Source organism: Kribbella sp. NPDC051770 (genome assembly GCF_040681455.1).
GTDB lineage: Bacteria > Actinomycetota > Actinomycetes > Propionibacteriales > Kribbellaceae > Kribbella.
This window is the reverse complement of the sequence record NZ_JBFAYT010000015.1, coordinates 59,756-77,687: the sequence shown is the minus strand read 5'-3', so window position 1 is coordinate 77,687 and position 17,932 is coordinate 59,756. Positions and strand designations below refer to the sequence as shown.

Here is a 17,932-nt window from a genome sequence, read left to right as displayed (position 1 = left end):
AGCAATCACCGCGGGACGGGACCATGATCAACCTCGCGATCGACGGCGGCCAGTCGGCGTTGCGGCTCCGGGTCCTGCCCGACGGCCGGACCGGCGGCGGTCCCGGGTACCAGCACATCGCCGACAGCCGCCCGGCGACGCTCGCCGCGATCCACACCGCCCTCGAGGACGCCGGGGTCAGCAGCGAGGCCGAGGTCGGGACCGTTGCCCTCGGCCTGGCCGGCTTCCCACACCACCCCGAGTCCGCCCGGGCGCTCGCCGAGGCGATCTTCAAGTCCCTGCGGGCGCAGGAGGTCCGGCTCGCCCAGGACATGGTCACCGCGCACGCCGGGGCGCTGCCCGACGGGTACGGCGTAGTCGTTGCCGCAGGCACCGGTCTGGTCTGCCTCGCGGTCGACCACGAGGCGACCTGGCACAAGGTCGACGGCGGCGGGTACCTCTTCGGCGATGCCGGCAGCGCGTTCGCGATCGGCCGCGCGGGACTGGCCGCCATCGTCCGCGCTCGCGACGGCCGCGGTCCGGCCACCGCGCTGGCGGGTCTGGAGGTCGACCCGATCGACCTCTACCTGTCCACCACCCTGGCCGCCGACGTCGCCGCCTTCGCCCCCGAGGTCTTCCGGCTCGCCGACGACCCGGTGGCCCGCGCGATCATCGCGGCCGCGGTCGAGGACATCGCCGAGACCGTCACCACCGCGGTCGGCGCACTGACCGGCGCCGCCGCCGTACCGGTGGCACTGGTCGGCGGACTCTTCGAAGGCGCCGGCCACCAACTGCTCGAGCCGCTGCGCGCGCACCTCCCGCCGAGAGCCCGCCTGACCACGCCGGCCGGGAACTCCCTCGACGGCGCGACCCGGCTCGCGACCGGTGCACTGTCGCCGTACGGCGAACTGGTCGTGATCCACCGCTAGACCAATCCCACCGTTCAGCTGGCGCGAGCCCGGGAAAAATGGTCCAGTCCAAGGATGGACCACTCGCTGCTGCTGGCCGCCACCGCGCTCGACGTCACGCCGCCACCAGGTCACCGGATGGACGGGTACGCCGCCCGCTCCGGCCTCGCCACCGGGACGGCGGACCCGCTGCAGGCCACGATCATCTGGCTGTCCACCGAGGACTCACCCGGCGTCCTCTGGCTCAGCCTCGACGCGATCGCCGCCGGCACCGAACTGACCGCCGAGCTCGCCGCGGCCGCCGCCTCGGCCGCGGGCATCCCCGCGGCGAACGTCCTGGTCTGCGCCTCGCACACCCACTCCGGCCCGTCCGGCTGGACCGGCGAGATCCACCCGGTGATCCCCGCCGAGCGCGAGCGCACCCTGATCGACCAACTGGTCACCGCCATCGCCGACGTCTCCCTCGTGCGCCGCCCGGTCCGCGCGACCTGGCGCACCACGGAGGTCATCGGCCTAGGCACCAACCGCCACCGCCGCAACGGCCCGCACGACAACACGGCCGGCATCCTCGCCCTCTACGATCTCACTGGATCACTCCAGGCAATTCTTCTCGATTTCGCCTGCCACCCCACCGCACACGGCCCCGAGAACCTCCTCTGGTCCGCCGACTGGCCCGGCGCCACCCGCGCCGCCCTGGCCCCCACGGTTGTCGGCTACCTCCAAGGCGCCGCCGGCGACGTCAGCCCCCGCTTCACCCGCCAGTCCCGCGGCCCCGCCGAAGTCACCCGCCTCGGCCGGATCCTCGCCGAGGAAGTCACCGACGCCTTCAAATCCCCAGGCCTCGACCTCCCCGACGAAGCACCCACCATCCACCGCACCACCGCCCACCTCCCCGTCCGCACCCTCCCGACCACCACCTCGACCCCGGAACCAACCGCCCAAGGCGACTCCCCTTCCCAACGCATCGCCCAGACCCGAGCCGACGGCGTCCGCGGCCAGTCCCTCATGTCGACCACCACGCTCCCCCCGGCGTACGACCTCCCCCTCAGCCGCGTCACCCTCGGCCCGGTCACCTGGCTGCATCTCCCCGTCGAGCTCTTCGCCGCCCACGGCATCTACCTCCAGGCGACGAGCCCGCACCCGATCACCAGAGTGATCGGCTACACCGACGGCTACTTCGGCTACATCGTCGACCCCGACGCCGCCCACCACGAGACCTACGAAGCCCTGATCACCTACTTCGACCAGCCCGCCACGAACACCCTGCTCGGCACGGCCGCGGATCTCCTGGCCCGGTGACTTTTTCACCATCCAAACGCCGTCGCCGGAGTAGTTGTAGTTGGCAACTGACCACCGTTGTCGGCGTACGCGCGGTGGCCTCCGACCACGCTGTGTAGCTAGTTTGCCAGGATTTCACCCGAACCGGCCCAGAGGTCTTGCACAGAGCGTGGCCGAATGCCACAGTCGGCCGTGAGGATCCGGGGGGCGGATCTTTTGGGGTGGATTCTCGGTCACTGGGGGGTGACGAGCTTTGTCATGGTCGGCGACGTCGTTGACGATCAGCAGGGGGATTTCGGACAGGCCTCGACCTGTCGCGATCCGCTGCGCCCAGAAGTCCTGCACGCCTCACCTCCGCGGACTCCACAACCGCACCTCGGCCAGAGCCGAGGTGCGTCCGTTTCTCCGAGCACTGGTTGGTGAGTGACTGTGTCCCAGCTCTTCGATCGATCCGTCCGTGGCCGAAGGCGTTCCGGTAGCCGACCTCCGAGTCGCGCGCTCCGAACGCTGCTGGTGGTCCTGGTCGCTCTCGTGCCCGCGCTGGGCGCGACCGTCGTCCTCGCACCGTCGGCCTCCGCGGCTCCCGGCGAGATCTCCTACGTCGGCGGCGCCAGTACCAGCGGCGCCCGGACCAGTCACACCGTGCGCGTTCCCGCGACCGCTCAGGCCGGGGACGCGCTGGTCCTGTTCCTCACCGTCAACGCGACGGTCGGCACGCTGTCCGGCGCCCCGGCGGGCTGGACGCAGCTGCAGGCCCGCGACGGCAACGCCGTCCGCGGCCGGCTGTGGACGAAGATCGCGACCGCGGCCGACGTGAACGCCAACGTCACCGTCACCACCAGCGACACGCTGAAGTCGGTGATCGGGGTCGCGGCGTACCGCAGTACGGGCAACGCGATGGTCTCGGCCTCGACGGTCGCCGGCAGCGACGCGTCCGGCAGCAGCCACGCGGCGCCCGCCGTCGCGGTCGCCGACACCAACTCCTGGCTGGTCAACGTCTGGACCGAGAAGTCCTCGACCGACGTCACCTGGACGCTCCCGGCCGGTGCCACCCAGCGCACCACCGCGGCGGCCACCGGTACCGGCAAGGTCAGCGGCGTCCTCGCCGACTCGGCCGGCCCGGTGCCGACCGGTACGGCGGCCGCGAAGACCGCGACCACCAGCGCGGCGGTGTCGCGCTCGGTGATGTTCTCGCTGGTGATCAGCCCCGGTGAGGTCGCCGACCCGGTGAACCAGCCGCCGGTGGGCGCGTTCCTGTCCAGCTGCAACGGTCTCGTCTGCGGGTTCGACGCCTCGTCGTCGACCGACCCCGACGGCGACACCCTCACCTACGCGTGGAACTTCGGTGACGGCCAGACCGGCACCGGCGTCAACCCGAACCACACCTACGCGAGCGACGGCGCCCGCACGGTCACGCTGACCGTCAGCGACGGCTCCCTGACCGACACCGAGACCCACCAGGTCAACCCGGTCGCCACCGTCAGCCAGGGCCAGGTCTCGTACGTCGGCGGTGCCAGCACCCAGGGCAACCGCTCCTCGCACACGGTCCGGATCCCCAGCAACGTGCAGGTTCAGGACCGGCTGCTGATGTTCCTGGTCACGAACTCCACCACCGGCACGATCACCGACGCGGTTCCGGGCTGGACGCTGATCCAGACCCGCGACGGCAACGGCGTCCGGGGCCGTGCGTGGACCAAGGCCGCCACCGCCGGCGACGCCAACAGCGACGTCACGGTCACCGGCAGCGCGCTGGAGAAGTCCGTGCTCAGCGTCGCGGCGTACCGCAGTACCGGTGTCACGACGGTCTCGGCCTCCGCGGTCCGCGGGGTCGACGGGTCGTCGAGCAGCCACCTCACCCCGACCGTGACCGTTGCCAAGGGCAACTCGTGGCTGGTGAACGTCTGGGCCGAGAAGTCGTCGGTCGTGCAGACCTGGACCCTGCCCGGCAACGTGACGTCGCGGACCTCCGCGGCCAGCACCGGCACCGGCAAGGTCAGCGCGGTCGTCGCCGACTCCAACGAGGGCGTCGCGATCGGTACGGCGGCCGCCCGCACCGCGACCACCAGCTCGGCGGCGTCCCGCTCGGTGATGTTCTCGGTGGTCCTCGATCCGGGCGCGGACTCGACCGCGACCAACGAGGCGCCGATCCCGGACTTCACCACCGGCTGCGCGTCGATGACGTGCGAGTTCGACGCCAACCGGTCCTTCGACCCCGACGGTGACGCGCTCACCTACAGCTGGAACTTCGGCGACGGCCAGAACGGCACCGGCGACAACCCGGCGCACACCTACGCGTCGGTCGGCAGCCGGACGGTCACGCTGACCGTCAGCGACGGCGCGCACAGCGTCCAGAAGACCGGTGTCGCGGTGGCGGCCGCGCAGCCGCCGGGCCCGGGGCACGGCACCCGGATCGCCCCGGAGACGCCGCGGACGAACTTCCCGCTGATCAGTGCCGGTGAGATCTGGGACATCGAGGTCGTCGGCAACCGCGTGTACGTCGCGGGTGGCTTCACCTCGCTGCGCAACAACGCCAGCGGCAACACCACCACCGTCAACCAGGCCCAGATCGCGGCGTTCAGCCTGAGCACCGGCCTGATCGACACCACCTTCCGGCCGGTGATCGGCAACGGTGGCGTCGAGGCGGTCGAGGCGTCGCCGGACGGCACCAAGCTCTACATCGCCGGCAACTTCGGCACCGTCAACGGCCTGACCCGCAAGGGCATCGCGCGGATCGATCCCGCCACCGGCGCACCGGTGACCGGCTTCGTCGCCGACGCGAACGCCAAGCCGCAGGAGCTCGCGGTGACCAACTCCACCGTGTACGTCGGTGGCCGCTTCACCGCGATCAACGGCGCGCCGCGCGGCGCGCTGGCCGCGCTCGACGGCAACACCGGCGCGGTCCGGACGGACTTCGTCAACGACGTCAGCGGCGGGATCGGCGCCAACGGCGACTTCACCGTGCAGCGCCTGAAGCTCAGCCCGGACCTGGGCCGGCTGCTCGTCGTGCACACCGGCCGGCAGATCAACGGCCAGGACCGGTACGGCGTCGCGCTGATCAACACCCGGACCCAGAAGCTGCTGCCCTGGCGGACCCGGCTGTGGGACGACAACCTGCAGTTCGTCGGCGGCATCCAGCGCATCTACGGCGGCGACATCTCGCCGGACGGCACGTACTTCGCGGTGACCAGCGGTTCCGGTGGTGACCGGCCGCCGATCAACGACACCGTGGTCGCGTACCCGATGGAGGGTGGCGACAACGTCCAGCCGCTGTGGATCTCCCGGCACTTCGACAGCGTCTACTCGATCGCGATCGCCGAGAACGCGATCTACGTCGGCGGCCACTTCGCGTGGCAGGAGTCGCCGACCTCGCCGCAGCCGTGGCCGGGTCTGACCGACCAGGGGTACGGCACCGGGCAGGGGCTGTCGGGCTACGGCCTCGGCGACGCCGTCGTCCGGCGCGAGCACCTCGGCGTACTGAACCCTGCGGACGGTACGGCGCTCGAGGGCTTCAACCCCGGCTCGAACTCGTTCGAGGGCGACAAGCACATCGAGGTCACTCCCCGCGGCCTGTTCGTCGGTGGTGACGGCCAGACCAAGGGCGAGTACAACGTCGGCCGGGTGGCGTTCTTCGACTTCAACTCGGTCGCGGCGCCGAACGGCACCGAGACCACGATCACGACCCCGATCGAGGGCCGGATCGAGCCGGTCGACGAGGAGTACCAGGTCACCGGGACCGCCTCGGCGGCCAGCGGGGTCCAGCGGGTGCAGGTCGAGGTGATGGACCGGAACAGCCGCCGGTACCTGAACGACGACCTGACCACCTGGGGCTCGACGACGCCGAACACCATCAACGCCACGCTGGCGTCGCCGAACGCGACCTCGACCACCTGGTCGCTGCCGCTGACGATGACCCAGAACCGGGTGCTGACCGTGATGGCCAGAACGGTTGCCGTCAACAACAGTCAGGACCCGACCAAGGCGCAGAAGAAGTACGAGACGTTCGGCCTGGCCGACGAGACCCCGAGCACCAACGTGACCGGGCCGTCCCAGGGCGTCGTCAACTCCTTCACGTTCACCATCACCGGGTCCGCGAGCGACGACCTCGGCGTGAACTCGGTCGGCCTGACCCTGCGGGACATGAGCAACAACCGCTACCTGCAGAACGACGGCTCGGTCGCGGCGAACAGCAACACGTTCCGGATCACCCCGGACGTCGTCGGAGCGACCAGTACGACGTGGTCGTACGAGGTCACGGTCCCGTACGAGGGGGAGTGGCAGGCGCAGGCCAGAGCCACCGACACCTCGGGACAGTCCGACCTGGACACCGCCGACCGGACCTGGATCGTCACCGAGAACGGGGTGGCGCCGACGGTCACGATCAGCTCGCCGGTGTCGATGATCCCGCCGACGTCGGTGCAGACCGTGGTGGTCACGCCGGGACAGCCGCTCACCTTCGCGGGCTCCGCGAACGACGAGCAGTCCCTGCAGAACGTGGAGATCCAGCTCCGCAACAGCACCACCCGCGAGAACCTGGCCGCCGACGGCAGCTGGGGTGTGGACGCGATCGCCGGCTGGTACCGGGTCGCACCGCAGAACCTCAACCAGGCCAGCTACAACTGGTCGTACACGACACCGTTCAACCTCAGGCCGGGCTCGTACAGCTTCTCCGTCCGGGCCACCGACCAGCTGGGGCTGACCACGGCGAACAACAACCAGGGCCGGCTCAGTCTGAGTGCCCAGATCCCCGGTGACACCCCGCCGGACGGTCGCCTGAGCGTGACCGGAACGGTCACCGGTGGACAGAGCCTGCACCTGGACCTGGCAGGGACGGCGACCGACAACATCGGCGTCGCCGAGGTCCGGGTCGCGCTGGAGGACCAGGACACCAACCGGTACCTGCAGCCGAACGGATCGATGGCGGCGACCTTCGCGACCCGGTCGGCGATCCTGGCCACCCCGAACGGCACCAGTACGACCTGGACGTTGCCGGTCGACCTGCCGACGCAGGGGGACTGGGCGGTCACGGCGTACGCCTACGACACCGCGGGGCAGCAGGACACGTCGACCAGCGGCGCGACCGCGCGGTACCGGATCTACCCCGGTGACACCCCGCCGGCCCTGAACGACGCGTTGCTGACGCCGAGCGAGGGCACGGAGTTCACCGACGGCAAGATCTTCGTCACCGGCCGGGCCGAGGACGACCAGGCCATGCAGGAGGTGCAGATCGGGATCGTCAACGCGGCCGGCCAGTACATGAGCTCGTCCGGGACGTTCACCAGCACCAACGCCAGCTGGCGGACGGCGTTCCTGACCAGCCCGGGTACGCCGGGGTCGAACTTCTCGTTCACGACGCCGGTGATCCCGCCGGGCGCCTACACGGTGCGGGTGCGCGCGATCGACCAGCACGACCTGGTCACCGCCGTACCGTCCGAGCGGCACGTCACCGTGATCCACCCGCCGGGCAACCTCCCGCCGGTCGCCGCGTTCACCACCTCGTGCAACCAGAACGTCTGCACGTACGACGCGCGCACCTCGACCGACGAGAGCCCGACGACGCTGACGTACTCGTGGAACTTCGGCAACGGCAGCGGGTCCGGGCCGCTCCCGACCCGGACGTACACCAGCGCCAACACCTACACGGTCACGCTGACCGCGCGGGACGAGTGGGGGGCGACGGCGACCGCGACGCAGACGGTCACGATCACCGAGCCGACCAACAACGTGGCACCGGTCCCGGTGATCAACCCGCCGGCCTGCTCGGGGCTGTCCTGCAACATCTCCGGCGTCGGGTCGGCCGACCCGAACACCGGCGACACCTTCAGCTACCTGTGGAACTTCGGTGACGGTACGCCGAACAGCACCTCGTCCGGCCCGTCGCACACGTTCCCGGCAGCGGGCACCTACACGGTGACGCTGACCACGACCGACGGCTGGGGGAAGGCAGCCTCGATCACTCGTCAGATCACGGTCTGAGGTCCTGACCCAGACCAAGGGGGCGCCGCGGAGTCCGCGGCGCCCCCTTCCGCCTGTCTAGAGCGCGATCTCGGGCTGCAGCTTCTTCGCCACCCAGACCCGCTGCTTGCGGGCGGCCAGGCTGGAGGCGAGCAGGCCGGCGGCCAGCCAGGCGACCAGGACGATCAGGTCCTTGGCGAGGGAGGCGCCCGGTCCGCCGTACATGAGGTGCCGGACGCCGTCGATCGCGTAGCTCATCGGGAGGACGTGGTGGAAGAAGTAGAGCGGCGCCGGGATGGTCTGCCAGGGGAACGTGCCGCCGGCGCTGACCAGCTGGATCACCATCAGGACCAGGCCGAGGAACTTGCCGATGGCCCCGAACCAGGACGACAGCGCGTGCAGGATGGCCACGAAGGTGATCGAGGTGAGCATCAGGTAGCCGACGGTCAGCCAGGGGTGGGTGGCGTCGATGCCGAGGCCGATGATCACGATCGTGAAGACCAGCGCCGCCTGGATCGCGCCGAACAGCGCGGGCGGCAGCCAGCCGCCGAGGGCGACCCGGAACGGCGACTGCAGCGCCGCCAGACCGCGCGGGGACAGCGGACGGACGAGCAGGAACAGCACGTACGCGCCGATCCAGCAGGACAGGCTGAGGAAGAACGGCGCCAGGCCGGCGCCGTAGCTGTCGGCCGTGGCCTGCGAGGTGTTCTGCAGGCCGACCGGCGCACCGAGCGTCTCCGCGACCGCCTTGCGGGCCTCGGGCGACGGGTCCGGAATCTGCTTCGCGCCGTTGGTGAGCGCGGTGTTCAGCTGGGTCGCACCGGTCTTCAGCTTGCTGACGCCGGTGGCCAGGCTGTTCACGCCGGTCAGGAGCTGGCCCTGGCCGGTCACCGCCTGCTGCTCGCCGGTCGCCAGCTGGGAGGCGCCGGTCTGGAGCTGGCCGATGCCGGTTTTCAGCTGGGTCGCGCCGGTGTTGAGCTTCGTCGCGCCGGTCGCGGCGCTGCTGATGCCCGAGGTCAACGCTGGTGTTGCCTTTGAAAGTGCCGCAGCGCCGTTCGAGACCTTCCGGGCGCCGGTCGCGAGCTGGTTGAGCTGCTTCGAGGTCGACTGGATCTTGGTGTTCGCCGTGACGACCGGCGTCCGCAGCTTGGCGGTCTCGGCCAGCACCTGGTTGATCTGCGCCTGCGTGAAGCCCTGCTGCTTGAGGCGCTGCGCCAGCCCGGCGTCGATCGTGGTCAGGTCCTTGAGCAGCGTGCTCGACGCGGTCGCCACCTGGCGGCCGACGTCCGCGATCTTCTCGTTGCCATTGGCAACTTGATCGGCGCCGGTGGCCAGCTGCTTGGTCTGCGCGGGCAGGGTGGCCGTCTTCGTCTTGAGCGTGCCGAGCCCGCTGCTCAGCTGCCCGGCGCCGGTCGCCAGTTCGCCCGCGCCCTTGCCGGCCGAGGTCAGCCCGGTCGAGAGCTTGGTCGCTCCGGCGGACAGCTGCTTCTGCGCGCTGTTGAGCTGCGTGGCGCCGCTCTGCAGCTTGACGACGCCGGTGTTCGCCGAGGTCAGGCCGCTCTGCAGCTGCCCGGCCCCGGTCGCGGCCTGGCTGATCTGGCCGTGGATCGTGCTGAACCCGGCCAGCAGCTTGCTCGCCGCCGTCTCGCTCACCTGCGCGGCGACGGTCTTGGTCACCTGCGCGACGACCTGGTTCGCGATCGTGTGAGCGAGATAGTTGTTCGCATCGTTGGTGGTCAGCTCGAGCATCGCCTGCCGTGGGGTGAACTCCGCACTCGACGCGAGATCGGCCGAGAACGTCTTCGGCAGCACCAGCGCGAACTCGTACCGGCCGTCCGACACGCCCTCGGTCGCCTCGGCCCGGTCGACCCGGTGCCAGTCGAAGCTCTTCGAGCTCACCAGCTCGTCGGCGACCTGGCCGCCGACCGCCAGCTTCTCGCCGGTCGACAGGGTGGTGCCCTGGTCCTCGACGACGACAGCGGTCGGGACCTTGTCGAGCCGCCCGTACGGGTCGTGGTTCGCGTACAGGTAGAGGCCGCCGTACAGCATCGGGACGCAGAGCAGCGCCACCACCGCGAGCTTCGGCAACCGCCCCGCGGTCAACCGCCGCAGCTCGCTCAGTGCCATCCGTACCGCGGTCATGCCTCGTCCTCGTCTTCCTCGATCGTCTCTTCGTCCGGCGCGACCTTCAGCGGCTCGACCTTCACCGGGTCGGGCTGGTTCACCGCGCCCATCTGCGCCGCCGGTACGCCGAGCAGTCGCGCCGACGCGTCCGCGCAGGTCACCAGTACGGCGTACCCGCGCGACGCCAACTCCCGGCCCACGGCGTACCAGCTGTGCGGATCCCCGCCGAACCGGTCGGGCATCGTCATGATCACCACGGCGACGTCCGGCCGCGCCACGGTCAGCTCGGCCAGCAGCCGGGTCCGGACGTCGACCGGCAGGTGCTCGAACCGCTTGTCCGCGTGCTCGGCCGCGTCGTGCGACTCCAGCCAGGCCTGCACGGCCTTGCCGCCGGCCTTCCGGCCCGCGATCGCCAGCTCCTCGCCGACCACCGCCTTCACCGGCAGCGCGTCGTCCGGCTCGGTGATCCCCGGCGCGTCGACGATGGCGACCCGCCGGCGCAGTACGGCGAGATCGTCCTTGCCGTCGAGCTTCACCTGCCCGCCGTCCGGCACCAGCCGGCCGGACAGCGCGAGCGACGCGGCGACGTGGCCGGGCCCGGGGTAGCCGGTCAGCAGCACCAGCTCGTGACTGCTGACGTCGACCGACGTCGCGTCCAGCAGTGGCGCGTGCGGACCGCGGACGCTGATCGCGTAGGCCCTCAGCTGCATCGTCTACCCCGTTTCAATACGTTTGTGTATCCAATACAGAACTGTATCCTACTGCTCATGGAAACTCCCAAGCGCCGCCGCTCCGCCACCCGGGCCCGCCTGCTCGAAGGCGCGCTGGAGGTGTTCGCCGAGCGCGGGTTCCACGGCGCCTCGGTGGAGGACATCTGCGAGCGGGCCGGCTTCACCCGCGGCGCGTTCTACTCGAACTTCGGCTCCAAGGACGAGCTGGTGCTGGCGCTGTTCGAGGCCACGACCGACCGGCTGCTGGAGCAGATCGCGGCGCTGCTCCCGGAGCTGGCGAACCAGCCCGGCACCCTGCTGGACGCCGTACTGGGCCTGCTCGACGACGCCGCGCCCGATCAGCGGCAGTGGCACCTGATCTCCACGGAGTTCACTCTGCACGCGCTGCGCAGTCCGGAGGCCGCCGACGCGCTGATCCGGCAGCGCACGGTCTTCCGGCAACGGCTGACCGACCTGGTCGACGAGATCTGCCGGACCAGCGGGCTACGGCTGAACGTGCCCGTCGATCAGTTCGTCCGGGTGGTGATCGCGCTGCACGAGGGCGCGCGCACGCAGAGCCTGCTCGAACCGTCCGCCGTACCGGCCGGGTCGCTCGAGCACACCTTCCTGCCGATGGTGCTGGACGCGGTCAGCCGACCTTGACGTCCACGCTGTGCAGGCCGGTCGAGCCGTTCGGCGCGGGCGGCGCCTGGCTCTCGACCTGAGGGTTGCCCTTGGCATCGAACGCGCGGACCTGCAGGACGTGGTTGCCGCGCGGGGCGTCCCAGGTCCAGTGCCACTGCCGCCAGGTGTCAGTCGACGGGTCGGCGGCCAGCGTCGCCTGCTGCCACGGGCCGCCGTCGACCCGGACCTCGACCTTCGAGACACCGACGTGCTGGTCCCACGCGACCCCGGCGACGGTGACCTGACCGGTCGTCGCCTTCGAGCGCGGTACGTCGATCCGCGAGGACAGCTTGATCGGGCCGAGCTCGTCCCAGCCGCGCGGCGTCCAGTACGCCTCGAACTGGTCGAACCGGCTCACCTCGATGTCGGTCAGCCACTTCGTCGCCGACACGTACCCGTACAGGCCCGGTACGACGATCCGGACCGGGAAGCCGTGCTCCAGCGGCAGCGGCTGACCGTTCATCGCGAAGGCGAGCATCGACTGGCGGTCGTCGAGCAGCGTGCTGATCGGCGTACCGGCGGTGAAGCCGTCCTTCGACGTGGACAGGATCGCGTCGGCGTCCTTGGCCGGTCCGGCCTCTTCCAGCAGGTCCTTCAGCAGTACGCCGGACCACAGCGCGTTGCCGATCAGGTCGCCGCCGACCTCGTTGCTGACACAGGTCAGCGTCACCCACTTGTGCACGACCGGCCGCTTCAGCAGGTCGGCGAAGCTCAGCTCGATCTCGCGGCCGACCATGCCGTGGATCTTCAGCCGCCAGTCCGCGGGCATGATCAGCGGGACCGAGAGTGCGGTGTCGATCCGGTAGAACTCGTCGTTCGGCGTCGCCCACGGCACTGCGCCAGGAGCCTGGACGCCGGCCGGCGGTTCGGTGCTCGGCGGCAGCGGGAGGTCCAGCCCGTCGCGCGCTTCGGTGACCGCGGCGCGGTGACCGCCGGCAACCTTGCCCAGGGCCCCTATCGCGACGGTGCCGAGGGCGACGCCCGCGGACAGCTGCAGGAAGCCGCGGCGGCTGACGCCGTCGTCGGTGTGCAGCTCGGTCAGCCGGTTCGAGAACAGCCGGAGCAGCAGCAGCGCGGTGATCCCGGCGACCATCGACGGGACGAAACCGGTCTGGCCGGAGTCCGGGCGGGTGGCGGCGGCGATCACGGCGATGCCGGACAGCGCGATCACCACCGCGGCGCCGGCGGCGTACCGGCGTACGGCGAGAATGCCGCCGAGCGCGGCCAGCGCGAGCAGCACGATCAGGATGCCGGTCCGGAGCGCGTCCTTGTCGTGGGTGCCGAACAGGGAGATCGCCAGGTCCTTGAGCCACGGCGGTACCCGGTCGATGAAGGCCGAGCCGATCGCGACCACGGGCGTCTGGCGGGTGCCGAGCAGAGCGGCCGCGACAGTGCCGACGGCGAGACCTGCGAGAGCGGCAAGTACGCCGCCGACGGCGGCGCGGAGGTGGAGGCCCCGGCGGCTCGGCCTCGCGGGGGGACCGCCGGGGCGGTCGGACATCGCGAGCGGGCCGGTACTGGTGGGGACCTGGTTCACGGATCAACTGTCCCGCTCGGTGGCGCCCGGCACCAGCCGGGCGCCACATCCGTTAGGAGCGGGTAATGCGGGTCAGATGCGGTTGGTGGAAACCGGCGGCAGGCCGGGTCGGCCGTTCGGCCAGCGGCGAGCGTTGTCGCGCACCCGCCGGAGCCGGCCGAGGACGAGCTCGCGCTCGTCGGCCAGCTGCGACATCCACAGGCTGTCGATCTCCAGGAGGTGGTCGGGCAGCGCTTCGCGCAGCCGTCGCTTTCCTTCCTCCGTGAGAACCGCGAACGAACCGCGGGCGTCGTCGGGACAGGGCTCCCGACGGACCAGTCCGAGGTTCTCGGCGCGGTCGACCAGCCGGGTGATGCCGCCGGTGGTGACGGTCAACTCCCGGGCGAGTGAGGTGAGACGCTGCTTCTCCCCGTGACTACGGGCTAGCCGCAGCAACAGTTCGAACATTGCCATTTGCAGACCACTGCGCTTCAGGGAATGGCGCATCAGATGATCGAGTTCGGCTGCTGCTTCACGCAGCAGGCCGTACGCGGTGATCACGTCGCTTTCCCAGGGTTCGGCGACGGGAGTGGGTTCTGCATCGGCGAGCGCTAGGGGCGAGCTAAGCGTAGGCGCGATGGTCATGCGCGGACTCTATTAGCTGACTAGGTCACTTCGCTACACGGGGTGACCTATCGGCTACAGGTCGAGACACGAATGAAGGAATTCCGAGCGTGACCAACCCGCTCCCACGCCGTACCTTCCCCCGCCTGTGGATAACTCCCGAGGCTCCCGGCCGATCTTTGCCAGCCTAGATCTCGACACCCCACACCAAGCCACCGGGGGCCCGATGACCGACCAGGAAGACCCTTCGCCCTACACCCGAAGCTTCTTCGCCGCCGCGATAGTCCTCGGCGCGGTGCTCATCTGCGGCGCCCTGCTGCTGTTCGCAGGAACCCCGAGCACCGCCGCCCCGACACCCAGTGGCAACAACTCGCCAACTGCTGTGAACGTTGCTCCGGCAGTGCCTGTGGTGGTGAAGAGCTGTGGGTTTCCGGTGGGTGATCAATCGGTTCCGACTGCTGGGCCTGCTGTGGACAGTTGGGAGGTGAGCCGTCGCGTCGTCGTGCCGCGCTCGGCTACCTACGGCCCAGGAAAGACAGACCCTGACGGCTTCCGCAGGTGCTTCGCCCACAACCCGACCGGCGCCATCTACGCCGCCTACAACGCGATCGCCGCCCTCAACGACCAGCACCAAGCCGTCGCCACCACCCGAAAACTCATGCTTCCCGGCCCGGACACCAACGCCCTCCTCCGTGCGGTGGAAACCGAAGAGCCATCAGAAGCCGCGGTAGCCGCCCAACCAGCCGCCTTCCGCATCATCGACGCGACAACCGACCGCGTCACCCTCTCCCTCGCCCTCCCCGTCGAGGACCAGTACATGAGCCTCACCCTCACCCTCGTCTGGTACTCCGAGGACTGGCGCGTCATCTCACCCAAACCAGGCGACCAACTAGGCGCCCCCTTCTCCCAGCACCGCGACCTCGACGACTTCATCACCTGGAAGGGCCTCTGATGTGCAGCCCCGTCGACGTCGCCTGCGGCATCAAAGAAGGGTTCGCCACCCTCGTCACCAACCAGTTCGACATCCTCGCCACCAAACTCGGTGAGCTCGCCGAGTCCGGCCTGACCGCCGTCTCCACCTTCTGGATCACCAACGACGAAGTCCAGCCCGCCCCCATCGCCACCCACCAAGGCAACACCTGGACCGCCAGCGACCCAGTAGCCCTCCTCCACAACCACACGATGGCCCTCTCGATCACCGTCTTCGTGATCGCCGTGATCATCGCCGGCCTCCGCACCGCCTGGGAGCAACGCGCCGAACCCCTCCGCGACCTCCTCAAAGCCACGCTGACCCTGGTCGTGGTAGCCGGCGCAGGCACAGCCTTCATCCAGGTCCTGATCGAAATCTCCGACGGAATCGCCCTGGCCGTCATCAAGGAAGCCAAACTCGACGCAGCCTCGGACCAGGCCATCGGCAAGGCCCTCTTCCAAGGCATCAGCCTCTCCAAAGCCACCGCCGACCTCCCCCTGGTCGCCACGATGTTCTTCGCGGTAGCCGTCTTCATGGCCTCGGTAGTCCAAGTCATCCTGCTACTGATCCGCTCAGCCATGCTCGTCCTACTGGCCGGCACCTTCCCCCTAGCCGCAGCAGCGACCAACACCGAAGTAGGCAAAGCCTGGTTCCGCAAGTACTGCGGCTGGGTCCTGGCCTTCGTCGCTTACAAACCCGCGGCCGCCCTGGTCTACGCAGCAGCCTTCAAAATGACCCAGTCCGGCATCCAGCAGTCAGGCAACACCCTCGTCAACGCCCTCGGCGGCCTGATGATGATGCTCCTCGCAGTCTTCGCCCTCCCCGCCCTCCTCCGCCTCGTCGTCCCCGTCACCGCCGCAGTAGCCGGCGGCGCCGCCGGCAGCGGCTCGACCCTCGCCGACCCCGGCGGCCTGGCCACCGGCGCCATCAACGCCGGCCGAGGCGCCCTCGGCGCCCGCTCCACCGGAGGCGCCCACACCGGAGGCGCCGGTGGAGGTGGAGGCGGCGGGACCGGCGGCGGCGCCCTCGGTGCAACCCTCGGCGGCGCCCGCGGCGGCGGCGCCTTCAAGAGCGCAGCCTCCGGCGCCCTGGGCGCAGGCCTAACAGCCGGCGCCGCCGCCATGACCAGCACCAAGAAAGCCGGCGGCGCCCTATCCGGCGCAGCCGCCCACTCAGCAGGCGAACCAGCCGGAGGCACCCCCACCTCCGGCACGGGCGGCGCCCACGGCTGGAGCACCCGCCGCCCCAAACCCACCCCCTCCTCCAGCCCCGCCCCCACACCCACCCCCGCAGGCCCCACCGGCAGCGGCCACTGACCCATCCCCAAGGAAGACCTGCACCGGCCGCCGACCTCCACGACCCCGCGCACCACGGAAGATGAATCCATGCCCCTGGAACGCATCGCCCTGATCTCCGACGTCCACGGCAACCTCACCGCACTGGAGGCAGTGCTCGCCGACATCGAGTCCCGGGGGATCCGGCGGATCTTCAACCTCGGCGACTACGTCGGCAAAGGCCCCCGCGGCCGCGCGGTGATCGACCGCTGCCAGGAGGTCTGCGAGGTGAACATCCTCGGCAACTGGGACGACTTCCTCCCCGACCCGAACCGCACGTACGACAACGAAGCCATGCGCTGGTGGAAGAACGAGCTCCGCGAGGACCAGTGGACCTGGCTGCGCACCCTCCCGTTCTGCCACGACTTCGTCCTCAGCGGCCGCCAGATCCGCCTCTTCCACGCCTCGGCAGGAACCGTCCACCACCGCGTCCGCTTCGACCACGACGAAAGAGAGTTCCTCGGCATGTTCGAGAACACCGAGGCCACCGGCGACGGCCCCGTCCCGACCGTCGTCGGCTACGGCGACACCCACGACGCCTTCTACGAGGTCGACCTGGACCGCACCCTCTTCAACACCGGCAGCGTAGGCAACAGCCTCGGCGAAACCACCCCCGTCTACGTCATCCTCGAAGGCGTCCCAGACTCCCCAACCCCAGCCCCCTTCTCCATCCAGTTCGTCAGAGTCCCGTACGACGCCGCCGCCGAACTGGAAATCGCCCGCACCCTGGGCATGCCCGAACTAGCCGGCTACGAGTCCGAACTCATCCACAACACCTACCGAGGCGACCTGTACAACAACACCACCCCGACCTACCACCGCCCCTGACAACAACCCCAGCCACAACGCCCCACCACCGAAGCCAAAGGTGACAAGGGCAATGGCCCACCCCAAGGTGACGCCTGCTGACTTCTCGCCCAAACAGCAAGCCTGTACCTGGTAGTCGGCGGAAGCAGGCGAGAAGTCCACAGGTGGCACCTACCCGCACCCAACCGCCGACCCGCAGCCGGCGCCGCGAGGCTGGAACCACCCGCACCCGCCCTACGTACGCCAGCCCCAGCCGGTCAGCCGACAAGCAACCCCAGCCCCAGCCGCTCGCCGTACAGACAACCCCAGCCCCAGCCGGTCACCCGACAAGCAACCCCAGCCCCAGCCGCTCGCCGTACAGACAACGCCAACCCCCGCCGGTCACCGCACCAGCAAAGCCTCCGACCCCACCGGCACATACCCCGCCGCCAGAAACATCCGCAGCGACGCCGCGTTCCCCGGCGTCACCTGCGCCCACACATGCGCCCCCACCGGCACCAACGCCCGTGCAGCCCGCGCCAACCCCCGCCCCACCCCGCGACCACGCGCCGCCGCGTCCACCTCGAGCGCAACCTCCCGCCGCCCAGCCAACCCCAACCCCGTCAGCACAAGCCCACCGTCAGACGTCGTGAACGCCCGCACCTCATCCCGATACCGCCGCGCCCTCCGAATCCTCGGATGCGACTCGTCCCCGAACGGCGTCAACCCAGCCAGCAGCTCCGCCCGCTCAGCCTCATCAACCAATGCAGGCGCTAGCAACATCGCATCGATCCCATTGACCTCGCGCCCAGTGAACAGCTCGAGCGCATGCAGGAAAGGCGGGTTGAGCGGCGCAGCCAGATCGGTCAGATCCAGGTGCGAGGCAACCCACTCCACCGGTACGTCGGCCGCAACCACCAAATGCCCGGTCAACCCGATCACACACGTGTCCCGCGGCGAGGGCGCCGGGACCACGGACGTGGTCAGGTCAGGGTCGGGGAAGACGCCGTGCTCGATCCCGCGCAGAATGTCGGCCAGAGTTGTCATCACGAGCCATTCTGGAGCAG

12 protein-coding genes are annotated in these 17,932 nt (G+C 70.0%); 7 read left to right on the top strand and 5 right to left on the bottom strand.

The annotated features are described in order from the left end of the window. Positions 1-23: 23 nt before the first annotated feature. The 3 genes from AB0M01_RS34750 to AB0M01_RS34740 all read left to right on the top strand — a co-directional run bounded on the left by AB0M01_RS34750 (position 24) and on the right by AB0M01_RS34740 (position 8,138). Entirely contained in the window at positions 24-908 is an 885-nt protein-coding gene (locus tag AB0M01_RS34750) for a BadF/BadG/BcrA/BcrD ATPase family protein (protein ID WP_363676742.1), read from the top strand. Between the two features lie 54 nt (positions 909-962). Next, on the top strand, positions 963-2,186 hold the full coding sequence (locus AB0M01_RS34745) for a hypothetical protein (protein WP_363676741.1): 1,224 nt from the start codon (positions 963-965) through the stop codon (positions 2,184-2,186). A 492-nt stretch (positions 2,187-2,678) separates the two neighbouring features. Beyond that, positions 2,679-8,138: a PKD domain-containing protein gene (locus tag AB0M01_RS34740; protein ID WP_363676740.1), complete on the top strand. Its 5,460-nt coding sequence runs from the start codon at positions 2,679-2,681 to the stop codon at positions 8,136-8,138. 57 nt (positions 8,139-8,195) lie between these two features. On the opposite strand, the gene AB0M01_RS34735 is transcribed toward AB0M01_RS34740, so the two are convergent. Then, positions 8,196-10,259 (bottom strand): YhgE/Pip domain-containing protein, encoded by a 2,064-nt coding sequence (locus tag AB0M01_RS34735; RefSeq protein ID WP_363676739.1) that lies wholly within the window; start codon positions 10,257-10,259, stop codon positions 8,196-8,198. Further along, the gene (locus AB0M01_RS34730) at positions 10,256-10,951 is read right to left on the bottom strand and encodes a hypothetical protein (RefSeq protein ID WP_363676738.1); all 696 of its coding nucleotides are present in this window, start codon (positions 10,949-10,951) and stop codon (positions 10,256-10,258) included. The genes AB0M01_RS34735 and AB0M01_RS34730 overlap by 4 nt, the downstream gene beginning before the upstream one ends. 57 nt (positions 10,952-11,008) lie before the next feature. On the opposite strand from AB0M01_RS34730, the gene AB0M01_RS34725 reads away from it, so the two are divergent. Continuing rightward, a complete protein-coding gene (locus tag AB0M01_RS34725; RefSeq protein WP_363676737.1) occupies positions 11,009-11,614 on the top strand; it encodes a TetR/AcrR family transcriptional regulator in 606 nt (201 codons plus the stop codon). On the opposite strand, the gene AB0M01_RS34720 is transcribed toward AB0M01_RS34725, so the two are convergent. After that, positions 11,601-13,172, bottom strand: a complete 1,572-nt coding sequence (locus AB0M01_RS34720) for a molybdopterin-dependent oxidoreductase (RefSeq protein WP_363676736.1) — start codon at positions 13,170-13,172, stop codon at positions 11,601-11,603. The genes AB0M01_RS34725 and AB0M01_RS34720 overlap by 14 nt on opposite strands. 72 nt (positions 13,173-13,244) lie before the next feature. Next, positions 13,245-13,796, bottom strand: coding sequence for a MarR family transcriptional regulator (locus AB0M01_RS34715; protein ID WP_363676735.1), 552 nt, complete (start codon positions 13,794-13,796; stop codon positions 13,245-13,247). Between the two features lie 463 nt (positions 13,797-14,259). Between AB0M01_RS34715 and AB0M01_RS34710 the strand changes: the two genes are divergently transcribed. From AB0M01_RS34710 to AB0M01_RS34700, 3 genes are all read left to right on the top strand, one after another. Continuing rightward, positions 14,260-14,727, top strand: a complete 468-nt coding sequence (locus AB0M01_RS34710) for a hypothetical protein (protein WP_363676734.1) — start codon at positions 14,260-14,262, stop codon at positions 14,725-14,727. After that, a complete protein-coding gene (locus tag AB0M01_RS34705; protein WP_363676733.1) occupies positions 14,727-16,061 on the top strand; it encodes a type IV secretion system protein in 1,335 nt (444 codons plus the stop codon). The genes AB0M01_RS34710 and AB0M01_RS34705 overlap by 1 nt, the downstream gene beginning before the upstream one ends. Before the next feature lie 69 nt (positions 16,062-16,130). Next, positions 16,131-16,907, top strand: coding sequence for a metallophosphoesterase family protein (locus tag AB0M01_RS34700; RefSeq protein WP_363676732.1), 777 nt, complete (start codon positions 16,131-16,133; stop codon positions 16,905-16,907). A gap of 360 nt (positions 16,908-17,267) precedes the next feature. On the opposite strand, the gene AB0M01_RS34695 is transcribed toward AB0M01_RS34700, so the two are convergent. Beyond that, positions 17,268-17,912 (bottom strand): GNAT family N-acetyltransferase, encoded by a 645-nt coding sequence (locus AB0M01_RS34695; protein WP_363676731.1) that lies wholly within the window; start codon positions 17,910-17,912, stop codon positions 17,268-17,270. Positions 17,913-17,932: the final 20 nt, after the last annotated feature.